Genomic DNA, 22,520 nt, shown 5'->3' on the forward strand with positions numbered 1-22,520 from the left:
CTATATGTCTGTTTCGGCGACTTATGAGGCCGAATGACGACTTTGTTCGTGAGTGCACCGGCAGTGGTATGCTCTCCCTGACTCTGAGCGCCAGGCGACGGATCGGATCTCGTTCTGCCATTTCCCGGGGCATTCCGGGACCACCTCGGACCAGTTGCCGGTCTGACAATCACGAGAGCGCCTGGCGCAAACCGGGAAAGACGTTGAGATCCGGGCTGAGTGCCAGCGGCAAGCACCGGGCCTCACCATCAAGCGCTGCATCATACAGGATACGACGTTCGTCACCGCCGATCCTGGGCATGCCCTCTGTGGACACACCGCGGGAAGAACCGGCACGGATACGGCGCAACCGCGACGGTACTGGGTAAGAAGGCCTCGATGCCGTGGGTGTGCGGGAATGAAAAAGCCGCCGGGGTTGCGCAGGGGAGATCCAATACCCTCAAACCCTGAAGGACCCCAGGATGGTAGCATGAGTGAAACGACCCGGAAGGTTATGCGCTGCCCGATATGCCGGAGCACCGACATCTACTGGGACGCCCGTGGCCTGTACGCGACGCTGTATCATTGTCGGCAGTGCGGGTATCAGGGAGCGTTTATTCTGGAGTGTGAGGACGCAAAAGATGATGGGCCGGGCGGGAGTTGAACCCGTGGTCTCTTCCATGCCGGGGAGTTCCCCTGCCGCGGTCTGAATAAATTCGCGGAATCTATCGTTTGAACGGTATTCAGAGAATACACGCACGGCATGACGACGCGGGAAAGTGTTTGGGGGCGCGCCGAGATCGGACATTTCCCGCAGGCAACAGGATAGCTGTAGAGCGCTATTTCCGCGCGATCTCACCGCTGTATGAATCAATACAAAAATCGTCTGAGCGGATGCACGCCCGAATCTCAGTCGCAAAATGAAAAGAGGGCTTTGTTGAATCCCTCCCTGAGATCGAATCGTCTGCAGAATTCTCCAGACCACTCGACTCATGCGAAGCCGTGAAGTGCGATGGGCCAAAGGGCCGGAGTTCGAGCACTATCGGGTGCGAAGTGCGAGCAAAGCGAGCATGAGAAGCCCTCAGGCTTCGAAGAACGCGAAGGAGGCTGTCAGTATCTATTCAGGCTTCGTGCCTTCGCGGCTTCGCGTGAGGTCACATCACCACCATCTCGTGGTACCCGGGCGTTCTCTAGAGGGTGTGAAGCATTTCAATAGAGCCGAAGAGAGGTCGGAACCGTCCGTACCGTTTATGCGCCTGCTCGATTGACATCACGGCGAGAACATGGACTTCCAACTCCTGCTCATGGATGCGATAGAATGCCGTGAATGTCCGGCTGATATGAAGTCTATGGGTGTCTTCGCGGCCGTGCACGTGCAGGCACTCCCTGTCGCTCCCGCTGCCGGGATACGGGCCTTCCTGGAGGGTTTTCAGATTCTCCATGACGATCCGCCAGCCCTTCTCGCTGAGGCTCCGGATATTCTCAAGGGCCTTGCGGTTCATCAGTATCCGGAACGTCAACATTCAGCTCCACGAAATCTCCTTCGGCCTCGATGCGGTCCATGTCTTCGATGAACCGGCGCTTCTTCTCCTGCTCCACCATGGAGGAGAGGGGGTCATCGAAGGTCTGGCCGGGGTGCTTCAGCTCGGAGATCGCTGCCCAGACCCCCTCTGAAACGGGAATTCTCTTGGTCGCAGCCATAACAGTATTGTAAATGTTGCACACGGTGAGCCGCTGGAAGTCTGGAGGGTTCTCAAAGGGGAGTGCCTCCAGTCTCCGCCCGTGTGCCCGGGAGGTGCAGTTCTCCGCGACGACGAACCGTCGCAACCCGGTCCCCTCTCCGACCAGGTAAAAGCCTCCGCCCCTTTGTTGCATAGCGAATCTGCCCCGTTACAACTGCCCGTCACGAAGGAGCAGGAGAGTGGCCCTCCCTTAATGAAAGGGTTAGAGGGGGACAACTATAATCCGTCCGGAGCACCCACATACGCATATTCTGGAGTGTGCGGCATGGGAGTGCACTACATCTGTGATGCAGAAGGCAGAAAGACCGACGTTATCGTGCCGATCGGTCTCTGGGAGAGCCTGACCGCCGAAAAACCTGCAGACAGACCTATCGGGGTTGCCGAGCCCGCGAGATACCGGGGCATATACCGGGACCTGGATCTCGACCTGGAGGCTGAGACCCGAAACCTGCGGGACGAGTGGGACCCGGTGTGAAACGGTACACCTTCGTGACAGAGACTCCCATATAGTTCTTTACAGATGCCCTTTTGCTGGAGAAAGTAAATGCGATTGAAGACCTGCTTACCTCTTCGTGCTCTGTCTCGATCACTACGAGGATCGATTTTTTCAGGTGGAAACAGTGTACCCCAGAGGGATGCACAATGGTTCGGGGCATCATCCGCCCGGCATGCCGCACACCAGTCTTCAGGAATTGATGAGGAGGCAGGGGCATGACCCCCGTCCGCATCTTCATCAGCAGTGTGCAGAAGGAGTTCGCCGAGGAGCGTGCTGCCCTTCGCGACTATCTGCAGGGCGATGCACTGATGCGGCGGTTCTTCGAGGTCTTCCTCTTCGAGGACGTCCCTGCCGCCGACCGCCGTACCGACGATCAGTACCTCGACGAGGTCCGGCGCTGTGATATCTATGTCGGACTGTTCGGGAACGACTACGGCTCCGAGAATGCCGAAGGGGTCTCCCCGACCGAACGGGAGTTCGATCTCGCCACCACCGAAGGGAAGTACCGGCTCATCTACGTCAGGGGCATGGACGACGATGCCCGCCAACCGAAGATGCGTGCGCTTGTTCGCAGAGCGCAGGCGGGCCTGATCCGGAAGCGGTTCAACACTCCCTCTGAACTGGTCGCCGGGCTGTATGCGGCGCTGGTCGAATACCTGGAGGAGAAGCAGCTCATCCGCTCAGGTCCCTTCGATGCGGCCCCGTGCACGAAGGCGACACTCGAACACCTGGACCCTGAACGTATGGCGTGGTTCCTCCGCACGGCCAGAGCGACCCGCCGGTTCTCCCTCGCCCCCAATGCCTCTTCCGCTGACCTGCTGGAGCACCTGAACCTGCTCGACGACGGACACCTGACGAACGCCGCGGTCCTCCTCTTCGGGAAGCAGCCGCAACGGTTCCTGATCTCCTCCGAGATCAAGTGCGCCCACTTCCACGGCACCGAGGTGGCCAAACCGATCCCGTCCTACCAGGTCTACAAGGGCACGGTCTTCGATCTCGTGGACGCGGCGGTGGACTTCGTCCTGAGCAAGATCGCCCTCTCGGTCGGGACCCGCGAGGCCGGCCCGCAGGCCCCGGTGCGCTACGAGATCCCCAAAGAGGTGGTGGCGGAGGCGATCGTCAACGCCGTCGCCCACCGTGACTACACGAGCAACGGCAGCGTGCAGGTGATGCTCTTTGCCGACCGCCTGGAGATCTGGAACCCGGGCACGCTCCCGCCGTCCCTGACGCTCGAGAAGCTCCGCCAGGCCCACGGGTCGGTGCCGGGCAACCCGCTCCTTGCGGAGCCGATGTACCTTACCGGCTATATCGAGCGGATGGGCACGGGGACACGGGACATGATCCGGCACTGCACCGAGGCCGGGCTGCCGGAGCCGGAGTTTGCCGTCAGCGACGGGTTCCAGACGATCATCCGCCGGACTCTGGCTCCCGGCCAGAGGACGCAGCCAGAGTCGCAGCCAGAGTCGCGGCCAGAGTCATTGGAAAAGAGAGTCCTTTTGCTTCTGGCGGTTGCCACCAGGTCCAAAGCGGAGTTGTCAAGGGGACTCGGGCAGAAAGAGATCTCGGGACAGCTGAACAAGGTCGTCCGTCAATTGCTCGATGACCTGATGATCGAATACACCATCCCTGAGAAACCCGGCAGTCGGCATCAAAAATACCGCCTGACTGAGAAGGGCCGGGCTGCGCTGGCAAAACCCGGTTCTGGAGAAGACATGCCATGAGCACCGTCGGCAAGCACGAAATGGAAAACCTGCAGTACCATATCCTCCTCCGGGCGGAGCCGGAGGGCGGGTATACGGTTATAGTGCCGGCCCTGCCCTGCTGTATCACCTTCGGAGAGACCGTCGACGAGGCGATAGCGATGGCACGGGAGGCCGTCGAGGTCTATATCGAGAGCCTGCGGGAGAGGGGGGAAGACGTTCCGACCGAAGAAGGGTACCTGGAATACAGGCTCACCGTCGAAGTCCCGGGGTGAACGCCCGGGCCGCACCCCGTGAACCGGCGTGTCCGGGACCACGGTCCGCTGCCGGGAGCAGTACTTCACGTTCGACGCCGAGTTCTACCCGCAGTGGGTGCGGGGGACGGAGGTCTGGCTTGATGACGGCGGGGGGGAGGGTGGTCCGGGCCCGGCGACTCTTTCAGCATTACAGCAGGTTTTGAGCAGAGTTTCAGCAGGTGCTGTAAGGATCGATCTCCCCCGGACGGCGCTGAATTAGAGAATACTGGTACATTACTACTACTGGCACCGGACGTAACGCTGAGAGATTTGCTCGATCAAAAGAAAAGCGTTATACAATAGCAAAGCCGCTTGCGCATGCAATTTGCCAGGAGAAGCGCGATTACTATTCCGATTTTCGCCCGAACGCCGGGCAGATCGGACGGGTGTAATGCAGTATATTGCGGGTGGCAGTATCCCGAATACGTTCCTGTGTTGGCTTTAGCCGTTCATTGCTCCGGCGATCTTCCGTATTGCCGGTGCGGCCGTATCCTTCAGCCTGTAGATCTTGTGGTTCGACCGGTAATAGGACTCGACGAGTCCGCCGTCTCTGAGTTTCTTCAGGTTGTACGAGATAAGGTTCTGCGGTTCTTCGAGGACGTAAAAAAACTCGCAAACGCAGTGGTCGCGGTTGAGGAGCATCAGGAGAATTCTGATGCGGGTCGGATGGGCGAGCAGTTTCATCAGTCCGCTCAGCTCCTCGACCCGGCCCCCGGAAAGCGAGGCTTTCTCCCGGGCGAGTTCGTCTTCCCAGTCGCTCCGGAGGGCGCAGTCGGCGGGACAGCAGCGGGCGGTTGCCATGGTACACAATGACCCGGCAGAGATTAATACGTTCTTACGGCCGCCGGCCCCGGGAAAGGCATATAAAACCCGCGCAACGATTCAACCTTTTTTGAAATCCGGTTCCGGGATATATATCCAAGCGCTTCCCACGCATCATGTAGAAGGTGCAGCAATGGACTACGAAATTGCAAAAATTGCGAAAGTGGCCGGGAAATGTGCGGCCTGCGAAGAATACGCTGAGAAGAATGCAACCACACCGCCGAAGATTGCGGTGATGGCCTGCGAGGGTGCGTGTGCACGGGGCGAGGTCGCCCGTCGTGCGGCAAACCTGGTCGCACACCGGCTTGCCCGCGACGAGACGGTGCGGATCTGCCTCGGCGGAGCGTTCACCAAGGACACCGGCCAGCGGAACCTCGTGCGTCGGGCAGAGAGGGTGATCGCGATCGAGGGCTGTTTCATAAACTGCTCCTCGCGGATGATGGCCGGCGTTATCGCCGACCTAAAACCGGAGATCGTCAGGGCGGACCTGATCTACGACCGCGATCTCCCGTTCGGCATCGACGAGGTCCCTGACGAGATGTTCACGGTGTACGCCTACCAGGTGGCGGAGCAGGTGGTCAGGGAACAGATCGCGCGGTCTCCCGCAGCAGGACCCTGCCGGCCCCCCGTGCAGAAGCAAGCTGGCTCCGCCGGGGGCTGCAGTTCCTGCAGGACGGACGGATAAACAGAAATCACCCTTTTTCTGACAACTCGCTCTGCTCACGCCCGCCTCATCTCCCGGGTGCTCTCCGCAGCAGAACGCTCCCCGCCGGTTCCGCTCAGCACGGCAATCCGTCTCGTAAACGAGTTTCCTGGTGGTCTTTGCGCCGGTCATCCTGGTAACCCTCCCGGGGGACAGTAGGACGTTGTACAGATAGAGAGATGCGTCTCTCTCTTAGTACTGAAGTACAGCAGAAGGCACACACAGTCCCCGGCACCGATGCCGGGGTGGGTGCGGGTGCGTGTGTGTGCGATATCCGGAATGCCGGAAGTGATCCGGCTATCCGGCAGCCTGGGGGAGGAAATCCGGATCAGGCGCTAGAAACGCGTCCGTTAAGTCGCATCGCCGGCTGCAACGCGCTGGAAACCGGTGCAAAGCGGTGGTCCGTGCTGCAAGAGCCCCTGTCGGGGGTGCTGGAACGCAGTGAGGAAAATCTCTGATTTTCCGGTCCACCGGATGTTTGCGCGGGTGAAGGTGGAGATCGGCCGGTGCGATGTCTGCGGGGGGAAGAGGGCGGTGTATTGGTCGCGGGAGGCGCAGGCGAAGAAATACACGTGGAGTTACATAATCATCTTCAAGACCAGAGTCTTGATACGCTCTCAACAACACATATTTATCTAACAGTGCTATTGTAACGGCTCTTGCCAAACGGAGGCACGATCCGCGTCAATTGTGCGCTGCAGTTCAACGTAATGATTAATTTCCCCGTTGACGGCCGAGCACTGGGAGCCAGAGGCATGCCTTGACTCGAAAAACGAACAACGCAACATCCCCCGGCGACACCGCCGTCACCATCGGATCCGAAGCTCTGCTCTGGCAGATGGTCGACGTTTTGCGCTGCAGCGTAGACGCGACTGAGTCCAAGCACGTAGGCACGCCAATGACGAGGAATACTCAGCGTTACATAGCAACCATGTTAAAGGGAGAGTAGCATGATCACCGGCGAAATCAAGAATCAAGTCGACCACATCTGGGATGCCTTCTGGTCCGGCGGTATCTCAAACCCACTGGAAGTGATCGAGCAGATTACCTACCTGCTCTTCATCCGCCGCCTCGACGACCTTCACACTCTGGAAGAGAACAAGGCCAACCGGCTCAGTAGACCGATGGAACGGCGGGTATTCCCGCAGGGCAATGATGCCAAGGGCCGCGCTTACGAGGACTTCCGCTGGTCCCGCTTCAAGCACTTCGCCCCGGCCGAGATGTTCACCGTGGTCGACGAGCACGTCTTCCCTTTCCTACGCGACGATCTCGCGCAGCAGCTTGGCAACGGAGACTCCACCTATGCGCACCACATGGAGGGCGCTCGCTTCACTATCCAGAAGCCGGCGCTGCTCGCCAAGGTGGTTGATATGCTCGACAAGGTCCCGATGGAAGATCGCGACACCAAGGGTGACATCTATGAGTATATGCTTGCCAAGATCGCGACCGCTGGGCAGAATGGGCAATTCCGCACCCCGCGTCATATCATCCAACTGATGGTCGAACTCACGGCACCGCAGCCGAACGACGTCATTTGCGACCCTGCCTGCGGCACGGCGGGCTTCCTGGTCGCGGCGGGTGAATACCTGCGCAAGCACTACCCGAACCTGCTCCACGACGAGACATTGCGCAAACACTTCCACTACCACCTCTTCCACGGCTTCGACTTCGACAACACGATGCTGCGCATCGCCAGTATGAACATGCTGCTGCACGGTGTGGAGGGCCCGGATATTCGTTACCGCGACTCGCTTGCACAGGACCATGCGGGAGAGGAAGAGAAGTACACGCTGGTGCTTGCCAATCCGCCCTTCGCGGGCAGCCTCGACTACGAGAACACCGCCAAGGACCTCCTCCAGATTGTCAAGACCAAGAAGACTGAGTTGCTCTTCCTCGCGCTCTTCCTCCGCCTCTTGAAGTCCGGCGGACGTGCAGCGGTGATCGTGCCCGAAGGCGTGCTCTTCGGGTCGAGCAAGGCGCACAAGGAGTTGCGCCGCATCCTGGTCGAGGATCAGAAACTCGATGCCGTGGTGAAGCTCCCTAGCGGTGTGTTCAAACCCTACGCGGGCGTTTCGACGGCGATCCTCGTCTTCACCAAGACCAACTCCGGCGGCACCGACTTTATCTGGTTCTATGATGTTGAGGCCGACGGTTGGAGCCTCGACGACAAGCGCACACCGCTCCTGTCTGAAGACAAGCTCGGTTCCGTACCCTGCACGGCGCTAACCGACGACGAGTACGCGATGAACAACCTGCCCGATGTGCTCGCACGCTGGCCGCAGCGAGCCGGCGCCGAACGGAACCGCCCGCGCACTGCGCAGAGTTTCTGCGTGCCAAAAGATGATATTGCCGCCCAGGGCTACGACCTCTCGCTCAACCGGTACAAGGAGGTGGTGTACGAGGCCGCCGAACACCGCTCGCCGAAGGAGATCCTCGCCGATCTGTGGAAGCTGGAGGACGAGATCCAACGGGGGATGAAGGAACTGGAGAGGTTGTTCGGATGAGTGTACGGAACAGCGTTCCCCTCGTTGAAGTTGCGGAAGTCTTCAATGGAAAGACACCATCCAAGTCAGAACAGCGAAGTCGCGGGCATCCTGTGCTTAAGATTAAGGATGTGAGCGACCTAGGTGAGTTCCGAGGCACATTCGACTCATTCATTGATCCTGAGCTCGCCGATGCCTACGCAAACAAACAGCTCCGCGAAGGCGATACGCTGATTCTTAATGCTGCGCACAACGCGAACTATGTGGCCTCGAAAACCTTCCGTGTGCAACGCCCCACCGTGGGGGCTTTCGCAACCGGCGAATGGTTGGTTCTCCGTCCAGTAGAGTCTCGACTAGATCCAGGATTTATGTTCCATTGGGTAAATAGCCCTGATACGCGGCGAGCGATTCGGGACATGGTCAAGGGAATCCATCTTTATCCCAAGGATGTTGCGCGTCTTCGTATCTCGCTTCCACCCCTCCCTGAGCAGCGGCGAATTGCGGAGATCCTAGACAAGGCGGATGCGCTACGGACCAAGCGCCGCGCCGCCCTCGCCCAGCTTGACACCCTCATCCAATCCATTTTCCTCGATCTGTTCGGCGACCCCGCCACGAATCCGAAGAGGTGGCCGAAGAGAGCGTTCGGTGAAGTATGTGAAACCAGGCTTGGGAAGATGCTCGACCAAAAGCAACAGACTGGTAAGCATCGGCGTCCCTATCTGCGCAACGCAAACGTGCAGTGGTTCAGATTTGACATCACCAGCCTGTTCGAAATGGACTTTGATGATGACGATCGTCGTATTTTCCGACTTCAGTCTGGGGATCTGTTGATCTGCGAGGGGGGTGAGCCTGGACGTGCGGCAGTGTGGCGAGGCGAGCTTGAGGAATGCTATTTCCAGAAGGCGCTTCATCGTGCTCGCCCTAATCCCAATCTGGCATTGGCTGAGTATCTCGCCTGGTTGTTGTGGTTCCTTAATCAGGCGGGCATGCTTAGCGGCGTGACGTCTGCGACGATCGCACATCTGACGGGCGAGAAACTGGCGGTGCTGCCAACAATGCTGCCGCCGTTGTCCCTACAACAAGAGTTCGCGAACCGCGTCACTTCCATCGAAAATGTGGAGGCAAGTTTCCAAACCTCACTTCACCGACTTGATGGAATGTTCGCTTCACTCCAGCACTGTGCCTTCCGGGGGGATCTATAGCCATGCGCGGAGAGCTTATCGGCGTGTGGTCGGAGATGTGGCGAGGGATTTGGCTACCGCTCATAGAGCAGCCGCTTGATGAGAACGAAGAGGGCGTGCCGGCGGACATCTTTTGTGAGTTGTACCGCGAGCTCGCCAAGGCTCTAAAGAGGCCAACAGACGATAGTGCGATCGTCTTGCTCGTTGAGGACGCTGTCACATTGAAAGAGGCTTTCGAACTCAGTGCGCATCGATCAGGTCAACAACTGGTACTTGAGCAAGTAGATGAGGCATTCAGTCAATCGGGCGCTACAGAGCTTATACATGCCGGAGAAAGAAGAACGGCTGTCGAAGCTGCGCTGACAACTCTGCTCGGACAACCTGCAGCTCCGCTCTTGGATGCACAACTGCACGAACTCGTGCAGGATCCCTTGAGGGTTGAGGCAGCGAGGCGGCGCGCACTCGAACGGATAATTAACGATCAGCAGAAGAGCCGCGAGGCATTTGAGAATACAAGAGCCGAAGACCTCGCCGGGGAGCGGGCGCTGGTCGGATTTCTCGAATCCGTGCCCGATGCGCTGAAAGAACTCGACTGTAACGATCTGACCAACACCTACTTCGACCTGCTCGCCGTCTTTATCGAGAAGTTCAGCCTCCGCTACGATCTGTGTCCTCCGTGCAGACTCTGTCCGAACCTCCCCGGTGTCTTCGTGAGCCTTGTTCGAAACCTACAAGCACTGGCCGCCACCGACCCGCACCTCGACACCCTAATGAAGGAGTTCGAGAACGCGATCCGCAATCTACAGCACGATTGCTCTGAGGGCCACATCAAGACCTGTATTCAAAAGCAAGTAAACTTGTTAGAAGCCATCGGGGGGACATATCCTGGTGTCAAAGATGGAGAGCTCGGGAGTATGTGCGGCCAGATTAAAAGCTGGCCACACCCTGCGGTAAGAGCAGCTCTAGGGAATCTTTACGGGTTTGCATCTTCTTACCCCGGAATCCGACACGGCGGCAATGCCGAAAGCGCGTTACGCAATGTGGACATGCGCGATTTGGTTGCGATTTCTATCGTGTTCGCTGGCTTCACACCGTACCTGAGCAATGGGCTCGACGCCGACCAAGTGTATCGGGGGGCATGAGATGAGCCAGTTCGCCTTCCTCCAGCACGAATGGGCCGTCGTGTTCGAGGCAGCGTCGAAGGCCGAGGCGGCGGTCCACGCCGACCCAAGGACGGCCTGTTTCTATGCCCGCCGTGCGCTGGAGCTCGCGGTGAGCTGGGCCTACAAGCATGACGCAGCGTTGCGGCTCCCGTACCAGGACAACATCTCGGCGCTGATCCACGAACCGAGCTTCAAGCAGACTGCGGGCGAGGCGGTGTTCAACAAGGCGCGGGTGATCAACACGCTCGGTAACCGCGCCGTGCATAGCCGTCGCCCAGTACCGGAGTCGGACGCGCTCGCGGCGGTGCTCGAGATGTTCCACGTCGCCTACTGGTTCGCCCGCACCTACGCACGCGCCGAGCGACCGGCGCCCGGGCTCGCGTTCGATCCGGCGGCGCTGCCCCGGCCCGCGCCAGCGGCGACGCAGACTGCGGAGCAGTTGCAGGCTCTAGAAGTGCGCTTGCGGGAGCGTGACGAAAGCCTCTCGGCGTTGCTAGTGGACAAGACCGCGCTCGATGAAGAGCTGAAGCGCCTACGCGCCGAAGTCACGAAGGCGAAGAAGGCCGCCGAGGCACAGCCCGACACGCACGACTACTCCGAAGCCGAGACGCGGGACTACTTCATCGACCTGCTGCTCAAGGAGGCCGGGTGGCCGCTTGACCAGCCTCGCGACCGCGAGTTCGAGGTCAGCGGCATGCCCAACAATAAGGGCAAGGGCTACGTCGACTACGTGCTCTGGGGGGACGACGGGAAGCCCCTTGGACTGATCGAAGCCAAACGCACGCGCCGCGATGCTCGGGTGGGGCAGCAACAGGCCAAGCTCTACGCCGATTGCCTGGAGCGTCAGTTCGGCCGTCGGCCGGTCATTTTCTACTCAAACGGCTACGAACACTGGATCTGGGACGACATGCGCTACCCGCCGCGCCAGGTGCAGGGCTTCTACAAAAAGTCGGAGTTGGAGTTGCTGGTTCAGCGCCGCGAGACGCGGCGGCGGCTCGCCGAGGCGCCGATCAATCCAGCGATCGCCGAACGTTATTACCAGACACGCGCCATTCGTCGTATTGCCGAGGCGTTCGAGCGCGACCACGATCGCAAAGCGTTGCTCGTGATGGCGACCGGTGCCGGGAAGACGCGCACGGTGATCGCGCTCTGCGACCTACTGATACGCTGCAACTGGGTGAAACGCGTGCTCTTCCTCGCCGATCGCGTGGCGCTCGTGAATCAGGCAGTGAACGCTTTCAAGCGCCACCTGCCCGATTCGTCGCCCGTGAACCTGGTCGCCGAAAAGGACACCGAGGGGCGCGTCTTCGTCTCGACCTATCCTACCATGATGGGTCTGATCGACCAGGCCGCGGACGGTCAGCGACGCTTTGGCCCCGGACACTTCGACCTCATAATTATCGACGAGGCGCACCGGTCGGTGTTCCAGAAGTACCGTGCGATCTTCGATTATTTCGACTCGCTGCTCATCGGACTGACGGCGACGCCGAAGGACGAGTTGGATCGCAACACCTACAGGCTCTTCGACCTCGAAAGCGGCGTGCCGACCGATGCCTACTCACTGGAGGAGGCCGTGCGTGACGGCTACCTCGTGCCGCCGCAGGCCGTTTCGGTGCCGCTCAGGTTCCAGCGCGAGGGTATCACGTATGACGAGCTTTCGGAGGAGGAGAAGGACCAGTGGGATACGCTGGAGTGGGATGACGAAGGCACCGTGCCGGACCGGGTCGAGGCTCAGGCCGTCAACAGGTGGCTCTTCAACAAAGATACCGTGGACAAGGTGCTGGCGCATCTGATGACGCGTGGCCTCACGGTTGCGGGCGGCGACCGGCTGGGTAAGACGATCATATTTGCTAAGAATCAGCAGCACGCCGACTTCATCGCCGAGCGCTTCAACGTTAACTACCCACACTACCGGGGCGAGTTCGCACGCGTCATCACCTTTAAAACCGAGTATGCGCAGAACCTGATCGACAACTTCTCCAACAAGGAGAAGGCACCGCATATCGCGATCTCGGTGGACATGCTCGACACGGGTATCGACGTGCCGGAGGTCGGGAACCTTGTCTTCTTCAAGCTTGTGCGGTCAAGGACTAAGTTCTGGCAGATGGTCGGGCGCGGTACGCGGTTGTGCCCGGACCTGTTCGGCCCGGGACAGCACAAGGAGTTCTTCTATCTCTTTGACTACTGCCAGAACCTCGAGTACTTCAGCCAGGATATGCCGGCAACTGAGGGTTCGGCGGCAGCGTCGCTGGGCAAGCGGCTCTTCAACGCACGGCTGGAACTGGTCGCAGCACTGGATAGCCGTGCTCAGAACATGCCGGTCGCGACAGTTGGGGAGTCGACGGCGACATACGGTGATCCGAGGACGAACAATGAGGTGAGGCAGTCCGTCTCGGAACTGCTGCAACGCGAGGTGGCGTCAATGAACGTTGACAACTTCGTTGTTCGCCCGCACCGGCGCCTGGTCGAGGAGTATGCTAAGCCCGAAGCGTGGGTAGCGCTGGCGGGAGAGGCTCTCTCGGAGCTTTCCTGTGAACTAGCAGGGCTTCCTACACAGCTCGATCCTGAGAACGAAGAGGCGAAGCGCTTCGATCTACTTGCCCTGAGGTTACAACTCGCCTTACTGCATGCCGAACCCGGATTTCCACGTCTGCGCGACCATGTCATGAAGATTGCCGGACTGCTGGAAGAGAAGGATGCCATTCCATTGGTCCGCGAACAGATGGCCCTGATCCAGGATGTACAGAGCGATGAGTGGTGGCAAGATGTCACAGTGCCGATGCTGGAAGTGATGCGGCGCCGGTTGCGCGAGTTAGTGCAGTTCATCGACAAGCGCCAACGCAAGCCAGTCTATACGGACTTCGAGGACCTGATGGGGAGCGAGACTGACTTCACCCTGCCCGGCTGCACGGTGGGTACCGATCAAGCCAAGTTTGTCGCAAAAGCGCGAGCGTTCCTGAACCAGCACCTCGATCACACTGTGATTGCCAAACTGCGGATGAACCAGCCGCTTACCTGCCCTGATCTCGCAGAACTGGAGCGTTTGCTCGGTGAGAGTGGTACAGGTGGATTGGATGATATCCGTCGGGCGGCGGACGAAGCCCATGGGCTAGGTCTCTTTGTGCGGTCACTCGTGGGGATGGATAGGAGCGCGGCCAAAAATGCGCTAGGAGGGTTCATCAGAGGAAAACCATTCACTGCGAACCAGCTTGAGTTCGTCAACCTGATCGTGGACCACCTGACCGAGCACGGGGTCATGGAACCCGCCCTACTCTACGAGTCGCCGTTCACGGACCTCACACCGCAGGGGCCGGAGGGTCTGTTCCAGTCGGCTGAGATGGATGAGTTAATCCGGGTGCTCAAGGCCGTGCGGGAGACGGCTGTGGCAGCTTAACTCAGTTGCTTGTCACATGCGTAACGCCTCACTGCACATAGGGGCGGCGGTGGGCCTCGGAAACCTCTGGCGGTTCCCCTATATCTGTTACGATAACGGCGGCGGGGCATTCCTCCTCCCTATGTCCTCGCCCTGCTCTATGCTGGCATCCCACTCTGGCTGATTCGACCGCAGGTCGACCCGGCCTCCTGCAGCGCCGCCAGTGCATCCTCCCGCCTCGTGGCCGCGACGTATAACAAATCTGCTATATAAAAAATCCGTTGTTTTTCGGCCGGGCCTGCTTCCGGGGGCCGGCACCGTCTCAATGCCGGCATATGCGCAGCGGCACCTGGACAGGAAGACCGGAAGAACGACAACGGACCGTGACAGCAGGCGACCCCGGGAGCGGAGGCGATCGTTGAGCCGGAGAAGTGTCGGAACAGTGCGCTGACGACATCAAGCGGCAGACCGGCAGAGGCGTCTTGATCTTCCTCTCCAATGGCTACAAGATATGGTTCTGAGACCGGGAGCGCTACCCGCCCCGGCTGCTGAAGGGTTTCCATGCACAGAAAGACCTTGAGCGGCTCCTCTTCCAGAACAAAAAGATCATGTCATCATTGATGTTTATATATAGTCCGTCGTTTCTTCATTTTTTTCAAATAACTTCCCACATTTTTCACATTTTATTACAGTCCAGACCGTGTAAGAGTAGGGTTCGATATCTTCGCCAATACCGCGGTAATGCGTTGTAGTCTCGGTTGTTGCAATAATTTTTCCACCACATTTGGGACAATAACTGTAAATTGACTCAATCATCGTTTCAATCTTATTAACTGTGTAATCAAGAATTGAAATCAAACTTTCTAGCGATTCAGGATCCAAGCGCCCAATATTGATTTTTTCAAAATTTTTGAGTTGTTGGAGTTGTTCTTTAAGGGCCTCATTAGTTCTTATGCTTTCCCCGTAATCTGGCTCAGGGGTTTTGAACCATAGTTTAGTAAATTCAATTTTTTTCGAATACTCATTTGCCAATGTTCTTCTGTCGCGAAGTCCTCTCTTCCTCTCGCCTACCAGTGATTCCAGTCCCGATTTTGATCCCTTTGCTTGATTGATTAAGTATTCTAAATCACGAGTTTGAGGTTCAGCAAATATTGTGTGCGCTAATTTATTTCTCACTTCATTGACTTTTTTTATTAATTCTTGGTATTGAGTCACTGCTTTGGGATCCAGCTCATAAACGAGTAAAAACCAGTTTCTATCTAAATTATAGGATTCCTTCACATCCAAATTAAGTTCAGTTCCAAGTCGATATATTAGTAATTGATAAAAGTTGACGATTGCATAGCCGCTTTCTCGGTAGTCGACGTTAGGTTTATGATCATTATGACTATTACCTTTATTCAGATGAATTCTGGACAGTTCCAGTAAGTAATCTTCAGATTCTTTGAATTCCAATCTCCCACCAGATTACTTTTCGTAAGGATTGTCTTTTCTTCGGTTTTGAAACTATCGGTTAATAATTCTGCTTCGATATTCAACAATCAAGGCGAATCTCCGAGAATTGTTTGAACAGGTCTGCCTTTGACAGGATAATCTCTGTATTCTGGTGTCGTGATTCGGAAAGGCTGTGAGATCCTGTGAATGAGTCGGTCAGTCTTGACAGGTTACACTGTCTGAGAGACTGTTGAAAGACCCTGAAACGATAGCCGACTATGAGCAGTCACTTCAGTACCAGATACACAGAATCAGAAGAATACCGATTTTTGAGGGATTATTGGAAACCTTCAGGAAAATTGCCTACTACTAACTGTACTGTACAGAATATTGTTACTAGTAATATCTAATAATTATAATCGTTTTTTTTAGTGAGGCACTCTTCACTCTGACACCCTGAATCACTCTGGCTTTCAACGCTATATGTCAACATCAAATCACATCGCCGCTGAAGAGGCATTTGCTTGTTTAACTGCTTCACTTGCGGTTTTCGTTTTTTCAATGAGCCTATTCTTTTGTATTTCAAGCTGATTGTTTACGAAACTGTGCCTAATTTCACAATCGCTTAATATATCGCTCCACTTCCGAATGTATATTTTACAATTCTCTAAATCTTGGACTATCCCTCTTTCTCCCTTCCCCTCATAACTTTTTATCTCCCTCTCAATGAGGCCCCTTGAATCGTATTTCGTTCCGACTAAGATGAATTCCCACGAAAAGCTATCACCATTAAACCGAGGTTCGGATAATACCACGCTTAAATAGGTTTTTACTTGATTTAACTGCTCTAACCCAATTCGCTTTTTTGGGTGCTTAAGTTCGATAATAACATTGTGAACGCCTTTATGGTGCTTATTTTGCCGACAGATGAAGATATCGACCTGTTTATTCTTATCAGGATTATCAATGTGAACTTTTTCATCCTTTGCCGATAGTATGCGAATCTGATTGCGAAGGGCTTTCTCGAAGGTGTCTTCAGCTGCCGCCACCAGGGCATATTGTTCCCCAAAAAGCCATGTATTGCTTTCCACAATTTTTTGGATGTGATCTACCTCATTTGCCCCAAAGGAGTCGTTGAATAGACATTCTTCTATCAGTTTCAGTACCATTTGTCTATCGGCGATTAATTTTATTGTCTTAACAATTTTCTGCATTTCAGTTACTTTGAGCAGCTCGGCCAATTCTCCCCTCTCGTCAGCATCGAGCTCCACAATATCCTCAATAATTTTCAAGATTTCATCTCGATCTTCAGAATTTAGTACGACATTTAAGAGGCTTATGAGCATCTTTTGCTGCTCTTGACTTAAATCCAAAAAGATTCGTGGCTGGGTTGTATATATCTCTTGAATTACTTCTTCCAGATCCTCTATCTGGATTAACTGAAAGGAATCGGCATCCTTTTTTGCGATAATACCTTCTCTCTCAAAGTCTGCGATGACTTTTTTGGCATGTTGTCGTAAAAATGGCTTCCTTTTTCTTCGTAAATATCCCTGTAGTTGTTCAGTTAATTGTTTGAATGTCTCATCCGAGCGCCCAAATCCAGTGATATTCTCTTGGTCTTCTGTGGAGTCAAATTTAAAGTTCCTGAAGTATTTACTTGCGATGAAAACGCTGTGATAAAACCTATCTCCCTTCTTATTCAATGTCGTATACTCTTTATGGAGTTCGTTGCAATTATGATCTAAATAGTAATACTTTGAATATTCCTGGTTTAATGGTATTTTCCATCTAACATAACGTATAGAAAACATTTCTCCTTGTCGTTTCCCTGTCAAAGTAAAATTTTCTTCATCTCCTATAAGAGGACTATAATCTAACTTTACGCCATTAATAATTAATTTGTAGCCTTTATACTTATTCAACTCCAAGAACCAGCAAAATTCCCGCTTTAAATATTCTAATAATTCGGTTTCCCCTACGTTTTTCCCATATTTATTGTGGTTGTACTCCTTAAAGTCAGAAAATGTCACCACTGTGCTTGGTTGTTTATTGGATTCTTCGGGATTTTCATCTAATCCCGAAAATAATTCAAGCTTGTTACCTAATATTTCAATAGAATATGAGTATGTCTTCTCCCCTTGCTGGTACGCCGTTTCCCATCGAGCTCTTCGTGCGAAAGTAACAAACGTTAATCTACCCAATCCATTTTTCCCATGGTACTGTGATGTGTTTCGGTTATTGCCGTCGTCTTTGAGTTTATCCGATTCAAAAATGGGTTGAAATTTAAGATTGAGTTGGTCATGGGGAATACCATGACCATTGTCCCTGATAACAAGCCTTCGTAGCCCCCCTGCGCTAAACTCATAGTCGAGCTCAACTATGGACGCACGAGCATCAAAGCCATTCCAAATATACTCGGCCACTGCTTTGGGGAAATTTTTGTCAGTGAATTTTAATTTGCTCAAGGCAGTAATAATGCCTTCAGTGGTGATTTTAACTTCTTCTGGCATACGGCAAGGAGTATTGTGATAAACTCTCCCCATTAAGGTTTTGTTTTTACTTTTAAGAGGTAAAGGCCATCGGAGAACTATTTCCGCTATTCTATGAAGCCAAAATCCTGAAGTTATAGAGGATTCCAAGAAAATTGGAGTGAGTCACTAACAGTACAGATACCCGAGCATGTCATAACACACCTCGTCTCTCACCCTCTCCGACCTTCCCGACAACCACGCGCCCCGCAGCGTATGTTATACTACCTCTCTAAGACCTCCCGCCGCCCACGCATGATCACCGGAGTGTACAAAGGTGCAAGTGTACGTACCCAGAAGGAAGAGCCCGATAGAAAGAGAAAATGCCAAACGAACCGCGCAAAAACCGCGTCCGGCAACGCCTCCACATCCCAGTCTCCCCTGAAGTCCAAGACTATCTGAAAAACCGCATCGGCAACGTCAGCCTATTCATCGATACGACCATCAGCAACGCCACTCTATCGATTCAACCATCGATAACAGTGCTTTCACAAAACAAGATGGACCGGGCGGGAATCGAAGACTCCGCCCAAACAACCCAACAATCCCTAAACCCCCGCCCCCAGCTCCTCCGACCCCGTGATCTCCCGGACAATCCCGGCAACGACCGCCCGCTCCTCCGGCTGCAGCCTCGTATAGTACAGCCTAGTATCCTTCGCCTCGACGATCGCCACGGCATCCGCGACCGGCTTCAAGAACCCCTCGTACCCGGCGCCCCCGGATAGAACGATCTCGCGGACGGCGCTCCCGACAGCGGAGACCTCCCCCGCCCCGATTAGCCGCTTCAGGAACCCTGCCGTCATCCTCCGTGCCGTTGCCGGGTCCAGGCGGCCCGCGTGCGCATATGCCAGTCTGATTAACGAGAGGCCGTTTGCCCGGTTCCCGGCCAGCAGCTCCTCCCCCGCGAGATCGAGCGTGATCTCCACGGACCGCGCCAGCCGGTCCGGGTCGTCGGGTTCTTCCCCGGCCTCCTTTAATCCCGCCAGAACATCCTCCCGCCTCCCGGCCGCGATCCGGTCCGGCAGGGCAACGCCCTCCATAACGCCCGATGCCCCCCGGTATGGTATATCGACGGCCGCCGGATGCCCATGCCAGGCCTCCAGAAATCCGATGAGGACAAACACCCGGTCACGGCCGGCCGGCCTCCGCATCGCCCGCCACAGCGAAAAAAGCCGGTCCCGGGCCTCGTAGGTCGTCCTCTTCTTCATCGGGCGGGAGACGACGTAGCCCTCGGCCTCCAGCCTCCGGAGCTGCGCGTTCACCGTCGCGAGGTTCAGCCGGGCGCGCTCTGCGACGTCTTTCGGGGTGAGCGGGGTCTCTGCGGTGAGGATCGTATCGAGGATGAGCCGCCGCTGCCCCGGAAGCCTCCGGAAGACCTCCCGGTAGTAGGGCGTCTGCTCGTCCGCCAGCCTGAAGAAGGCCTCCGCCGCCCTGCCGGCCCCGCACTGCGAGAGGATCTCGTACAGCCGGATCACCAGCCCCGGGTTGCCGCCGATGAGGTGCCGGAGCGCCTCGATGCCGGGCTCGTAGTCCCCGAAGTTCTCGATGAAGGCGGTATCGCCGTCGACCTCCGCGACCCTCCGCATGAGGTCCTTTGATTCGGCGCAGTCGAGCTCCCGGAGGTGAAAGACCCGGAAGAAGTTGTAAAACGGTTCCTCATGGTCGAGGACTCCGGGGAAGAGCGACGGTGCCGACGCAATGACCGAGAGATAATCTGTCCGCTGGAAGACCGACCGCAGCGCCCGGACCTCGCGCCTCTCCATCTGGTCAAAGACCTCGTGGATGTTCTCGACGAAGACCACGACCTGCCGCTCCCCGGCCGCTGCGGCGATCCTCTCGACCGCGGCCTCGCGGACCAGCGAATCCTCGCCGAGCGCGGCCACGTCGGAGGTCTCGACCCCCATCCCCGCGAGCACCCGGAGAAAGAAGTCGGACGCCCTGAATATCGAGTACTCTTCCTCTGCAAGGTCTACCGGGATCACCAGGCCGGAGAGTTCGTCGCGTATCCTCCGGCAGAGCAGGCTCATCAGGTGGGACTTCCCGGCGCCCCGGGACCCGACCAGGAGGAAGAACCGCGGCGTTCTGCTCGCGGACGCCCGGTCCGCTTCGTAAAAGAGGCTCTCCAGGAGTTCCTGCCGGCCGACGAGAAGGTGCTCGAGCGTCTCCCTTTCAAGGGCCGCGGGGAAGTAGCGGTAACACCTACCAGGTGCCGGCATAATAGATCCTCCACCAGTCCCGGAGCATCTTTGAGTAGAACCGCAACTCGCCAGGGGTCTCCGAAGTGACGTAGAAGTCGTGGTTCAGTTGTGCCAGCAGCGCTCTGAACGCATCCTCGCTCTCCGACGCGGTGCTCTGCCGGAAGATCTCGTAGGCGATACCCGCGGGCAGGGACTCCGCGAGACTCACCCTGCTTAAGATGGCGCGGGCGGCCTTCGCCTCCTGCCCGGAGTAGGTCGTCTGGAGGCGGCGCGAGTAGTGCTCGAAGTAGTGGCGCCCCTCGCTGCCGAGGATCCTCCTGCTGTAGACCCGCTCGACCAGCGCCGGGGAGGGCACCCCTCCGGAGATATCCGCCTCTTCCTTCAGGCCGGAGAGGACGATCATGAGGAAGTAGGGGATGTAGGGCTCGCCCACGCAGTCGAGAACCGCCCGCCCGATCTCCGGCGAATACTCCCACCCTTCTCCCCGAAAGACGCGTTCGACGACGGAGAGCGCGACATCTTCGCTGAACCCGCCGATGGTGACTCTCCGGAAGTCGTTGATGACCGGGGTCCCGCCGATATGGTAGACGACGTGGTCGATGCTGACCGAGCCCCCGACGATGAACCTCACCCCTGCCGAGACCTGCCGCAGCCGCCGGAACCACTGCAGGAACTTCCTCGCATCCTCTCTCTCCATATTCTGTATGGCAACCGGAAACTCGTCGAGGATGATGCAGACCGGCCCGGTGAGCCCTGCAAAGATCTCATCCACCTTCTTTGCCTTCTCGTGCCAGTCGTCCGAGAACTCCGCTCGCAGCCGGCCCCGGAGCTTTGCCCTGAAGGCCGGGGTCTCGATCTCGTCGATATTCTCCTGCACCAGGGCAAACGCCTTGCCGAGCGCCGAGGAGATCCGGGCTCCGGGGCTCGCCCCCTCGCACTCGACGAGCGCCGTGACGAGATCGGTGATGAACTCCCCCGGGGAGTTGACGCTCTCGACCTCAAGGAATACGCACGATTGGTCTCTGCTCGCGAGGTCTCTCTCGATCTTTCGCATGATCGAGGTCTTGCCGAACCGCCGGGGGGCGACGAGCATGACGTGGTCGTTCTTGATGGTGCTCAGGATGAACGCGGTCTCACGTTCGCGGTCGACGAAGTCGTCTCCTGTTGCGGGGCTTCCTACGGGCAGCATGTACGACACCAGACAGATCTGGTATATAACGAATCTGTTATATAACAAATTCGTTATTCTCCGGGCAGGGGCCGGCACTATCTCGATGCTGGTAATAAGGTCCTGAACGCGACAGAAGAGTATGAAAAACTCATCGAAAAATTTCCGATTTGATATTTCAACGTATCTTTTTTCATAAATCCCGCTAGGAGAACATAGATAAATATTAAGTAACCCTTGCTCGATAATTTTATTGGTGGTACGATACGAGTAGAAGTCCTCCTAAAAACAGCTTGAAGAATAAGGACAAGAAAAAAGACCCTAAAGACGATTTTGTGATACACCTTATAATCATCTTGATATCGGCCATAGTTACTCTTTGGATTGCCATGCTCTCAAAAGATTACTGTTTTGCTGCAAATTCACTTTCAGACCCTTCGTTAGGAGAGGACGTTCAGTCCTTTATCGGGAATACCTCATCGCAACTGATCGTCGCAGCAACTTTTCTTCTATCTGCAGTATTCGCCGTTATTACACTTGAAAAAGATAGAATAGAAGATAGCAAAAATTCTCTTCGTTTTACCTACCTGTTCGCATTTGTGGCATTGATGGCCGGACTCTATGTGAATTTTTGGGGATCTTTGCCCTCACTTCGAACTGAAGATATGGCCGCTCCCTTCCTAGTTTTAATGTACGGAATATACTGTTTACTTCTAGCAATGTTTGCTGTGCTTACTATCGGCCTAAAAACTCTTGGGCGCTGACTTAGTGTAAGTAAAAGAAAAGAGACATTGCTTCTTTTTTTAGTCATAATCACATGGGAGTTGTGTTTAACCACGCTCACACTGCGGGGAGAGCGAGCCGCCCGCTGACACCATAACTGGCGTGATGTATTCCGCTGATAAGGAACGGGTAACCGCCAGTCCGACAGAGAGTAAAACATCCCTCGATTCAGTCAGTCAAACATTCTGTGCAACTGACGGGTGGGCACATTCGCCTTAGTGCGCCGTTTTACCTTTTGCTCAAAGATGCACTCTTTGATCTCTGTTTGTGACGTTAAATCATAGACAAGACCGTTAAGTGATATGACCGTAGCCCCTGGATATTCATCGACAACCAGATATTTGCCCCATACGCCCCGGTTGTCCGCCGTCGCTATCTCTCTATTATTGAGGTCATCATAATATCAGCAAGACTGGTGTTCTCAATCACTTTTAATTGGTTGTTCAGGTCTTTTTAGTTGCACTCCGATGA

At 55.9% G+C, this 22,520-nt stretch carries 17 protein-coding genes; 10 read left to right on the forward strand and 7 right to left on the reverse strand.

Features of this window, described 5'->3' with window-relative positions; genetic code table 11:
• Positions 1–1,169 precede the first annotated feature (1,169 nt).
• A complete protein-coding gene (locus F8E02_RS07910; protein ID WP_317064948.1) occupies positions 1,170–1,481 on the reverse strand; it encodes a hypothetical protein in 312 nt (103 codons plus the stop codon).
• Positions 1,462–1,806: a hypothetical protein gene (locus F8E02_RS07915; RefSeq protein WP_317064949.1), complete on the reverse strand. Its 345-nt coding sequence runs from the start codon at positions 1,804–1,806 to the stop codon at positions 1,462–1,464. The genes F8E02_RS07910 and F8E02_RS07915 overlap by 20 nt, the downstream gene beginning before the upstream one ends.
• Positions 1,807–1,986: 180 nt before the next feature.
• Between F8E02_RS07915 and F8E02_RS07920 the strand changes: the two genes are divergently transcribed.
• From F8E02_RS07920 to F8E02_RS07930, 3 genes are all read left to right on the forward strand, one after another.
• On the forward strand, positions 1,987–2,196 hold the full coding sequence (locus F8E02_RS07920) for a hypothetical protein (RefSeq protein ID WP_317064950.1): 210 nt from the start codon (positions 1,987–1,989) through the stop codon (positions 2,194–2,196).
• A 236-nt stretch (positions 2,197–2,432) separates the two neighbouring features.
• Positions 2,433–3,938 (forward strand): DUF4062 domain-containing protein, encoded by a 1,506-nt coding sequence (locus F8E02_RS07925; RefSeq protein WP_317064951.1) that lies wholly within the window; start codon positions 2,433–2,435, stop codon positions 3,936–3,938.
• Positions 3,935–4,192: a type II toxin-antitoxin system HicB family antitoxin gene (locus F8E02_RS07930; RefSeq protein WP_317064952.1), complete on the forward strand. Its 258-nt coding sequence runs from the start codon at positions 3,935–3,937 to the stop codon at positions 4,190–4,192. Before F8E02_RS07925 ends, F8E02_RS07930 begins: the two co-directional genes overlap by 4 nt.
• Positions 4,193–4,654: 462 nt before the next feature.
• Here the strand turns inward: F8E02_RS07930 and F8E02_RS07935 are convergent, their stop codons facing one another.
• Complete coding sequence (locus F8E02_RS07935; RefSeq protein ID WP_317064953.1) at positions 4,655–5,014, reverse strand: ArsR/SmtB family transcription factor; 360 nt, start codon at positions 5,012–5,014, stop codon at positions 4,655–4,657.
• Between the two features lie 154 nt (positions 5,015–5,168).
• On the opposite strand from F8E02_RS07935, the gene F8E02_RS07940 reads away from it, so the two are divergent.
• The 6 genes from F8E02_RS07940 (at position 5,169) to F8E02_RS13095 (ending at position 14,122) form a co-directional block, all read left to right on the forward strand.
• Positions 5,169–5,720 carry a putative zinc-binding protein gene (locus F8E02_RS07940; protein WP_317064954.1) on the forward strand — a complete coding sequence of 184 codons (552 nt, stop codon included), beginning with the start codon at positions 5,169–5,171 and terminating at the stop codon, positions 5,718–5,720.
• Positions 5,721–6,688: 968 nt separating this feature from the next.
• Entirely contained in the window at positions 6,689–8,242 is a 1,554-nt protein-coding gene (locus F8E02_RS07945) for a type I restriction-modification system subunit M (RefSeq protein ID WP_317064955.1), read from the forward strand.
• Positions 8,239–9,423, forward strand: a complete 1,185-nt coding sequence (locus F8E02_RS07950) for a restriction endonuclease subunit S (protein WP_317064956.1) — start codon at positions 8,239–8,241, stop codon at positions 9,421–9,423. The genes F8E02_RS07945 and F8E02_RS07950 overlap by 4 nt, the downstream gene beginning before the upstream one ends.
• A 2-nt stretch (positions 9,424–9,425) precedes the next feature.
• Positions 9,426–10,544 (forward strand): hypothetical protein, encoded by a 1,119-nt coding sequence (locus F8E02_RS07955; protein WP_317064957.1) that lies wholly within the window; start codon positions 9,426–9,428, stop codon positions 10,542–10,544.
• A gap of 1 nt (position 10,545) precedes the next feature.
• Positions 10,546–13,959 (forward strand): DEAD/DEAH box helicase family protein, encoded by a 3,414-nt coding sequence (locus F8E02_RS07960; RefSeq protein ID WP_317064958.1) that lies wholly within the window; start codon positions 10,546–10,548, stop codon positions 13,957–13,959.
• A 16-nt stretch (positions 13,960–13,975) separates the two neighbouring features.
• Positions 13,976–14,122 (forward strand): hypothetical protein, encoded by a 147-nt coding sequence (locus F8E02_RS13095; RefSeq protein ID WP_394357917.1) that lies wholly within the window; start codon positions 13,976–13,978, stop codon positions 14,120–14,122.
• A 440-nt stretch (positions 14,123–14,562) separates the two neighbouring features.
• On the opposite strand, the gene F8E02_RS07965 is transcribed toward F8E02_RS13095, so the two are convergent.
• The 4 genes from F8E02_RS07965 to F8E02_RS07980 form a co-directional block, all read right to left on the reverse strand.
• A complete protein-coding gene (locus F8E02_RS07965) occupies positions 14,563–15,393 on the reverse strand; it encodes a hypothetical protein (protein ID WP_317064959.1) in 831 nt (276 codons plus the stop codon).
• Positions 15,394–15,869: 476 nt separating this feature from the next.
• On the reverse strand, positions 15,870–17,882 hold the full coding sequence (locus F8E02_RS07970; RefSeq protein WP_317064960.1) for an ATP-binding protein: 2,013 nt from the start codon (positions 17,880–17,882) through the stop codon (positions 15,870–15,872).
• 566 nt (positions 17,883–18,448) lie between these two features.
• Positions 18,449–20,116, reverse strand: coding sequence for an AAA family ATPase (locus F8E02_RS07975; RefSeq protein ID WP_317064961.1), 1,668 nt, complete (start codon positions 20,114–20,116; stop codon positions 18,449–18,451).
• Positions 20,100–21,287: an ATP-binding protein gene (locus F8E02_RS07980; RefSeq protein WP_317064962.1), complete on the reverse strand. Its 1,188-nt coding sequence runs from the start codon at positions 21,285–21,287 to the stop codon at positions 20,100–20,102. Before F8E02_RS07980 ends, F8E02_RS07975 begins: the two co-directional genes overlap by 17 nt.
• 272 nt (positions 21,288–21,559) lie before the next feature.
• Here F8E02_RS07980 and F8E02_RS07985 point away from each other — a divergent pair, with 272 nt between their 5' ends.
• On the forward strand, positions 21,560–22,030 hold the full coding sequence (locus F8E02_RS07985; RefSeq protein WP_317064963.1) for a hypothetical protein: 471 nt from the start codon (positions 21,560–21,562) through the stop codon (positions 22,028–22,030).
• Positions 22,031–22,520 lie beyond the last annotated feature (490 nt).

The sequence above is a fragment of the Methanoculleus caldifontis genome, from assembly GCF_032842345.1.
Taxonomy (GTDB): Archaea; Halobacteriota; Methanomicrobia; order Methanomicrobiales; family Methanoculleaceae; genus Methanoculleus; species Methanoculleus caldifontis.

Excerpts from the sequence above, each read along its gene's own strand:
- F8E02_RS07945 (WP_317064955.1), top strand. The coding sequence starts at position 6,689 with ATGATCACCGGCGAAATCAAGAATCAAGTCGACCACATCTGGGATGCC.
- F8E02_RS07920 (WP_317064950.1), top strand. The coding sequence starts at position 1,987 with ATGGGAGTGCACTACATCTGTGATGCAGAAGGCAGAAAGACCGACGTT.
- F8E02_RS13095 (WP_394357917.1), top strand. The coding sequence starts at position 13,976 with ATGCGTAACGCCTCACTGCACATAGGGGCGGCGGTGGGCCTCGGAAAC.
- F8E02_RS07950 (WP_317064956.1), top strand. The coding sequence starts at position 8,239 with ATGAGTGTACGGAACAGCGTTCCCCTCGTTGAAGTTGCGGAAGTCTTC.
- F8E02_RS07935 (WP_317064953.1), bottom strand. The coding sequence starts at position 5,014 with ATGGCAACCGCCCGCTGCTGTCCCGCCGACTGCGCCCTCCGGAGCGAC.
- F8E02_RS07975 (WP_317064961.1), bottom strand. The coding sequence starts at position 20,116 with ATGCCGGCACCTGGTAGGTGTTACCGCTACTTCCCCGCGGCCCTTGAA.
- F8E02_RS07930 (WP_317064952.1), top strand. The coding sequence starts at position 3,935 with ATGAGCACCGTCGGCAAGCACGAAATGGAAAACCTGCAGTACCATATC.
- F8E02_RS07910 (WP_317064948.1), bottom strand. The coding sequence starts at position 1,481 with ATGAACCGCAAGGCCCTTGAGAATATCCGGAGCCTCAGCGAGAAGGGC.
- F8E02_RS07940 (WP_317064954.1), top strand. The coding sequence starts at position 5,169 with ATGGACTACGAAATTGCAAAAATTGCGAAAGTGGCCGGGAAATGTGCG.
- F8E02_RS07960 (WP_317064958.1), top strand. The coding sequence starts at position 10,546 with ATGAGCCAGTTCGCCTTCCTCCAGCACGAATGGGCCGTCGTGTTCGAG.
- F8E02_RS07925 (WP_317064951.1), top strand. The coding sequence starts at position 2,433 with ATGACCCCCGTCCGCATCTTCATCAGCAGTGTGCAGAAGGAGTTCGCC.
- F8E02_RS07955 (WP_317064957.1), top strand. The coding sequence starts at position 9,426 with ATGCGCGGAGAGCTTATCGGCGTGTGGTCGGAGATGTGGCGAGGGATT.
- F8E02_RS07980 (WP_317064962.1), bottom strand. The coding sequence starts at position 21,287 with ATGCTGCCCGTAGGAAGCCCCGCAACAGGAGACGACTTCGTCGACCGC.
- F8E02_RS07970 (WP_317064960.1), bottom strand. The coding sequence starts at position 17,882 with ATGCCAGAAGAAGTTAAAATCACCACTGAAGGCATTATTACTGCCTTG.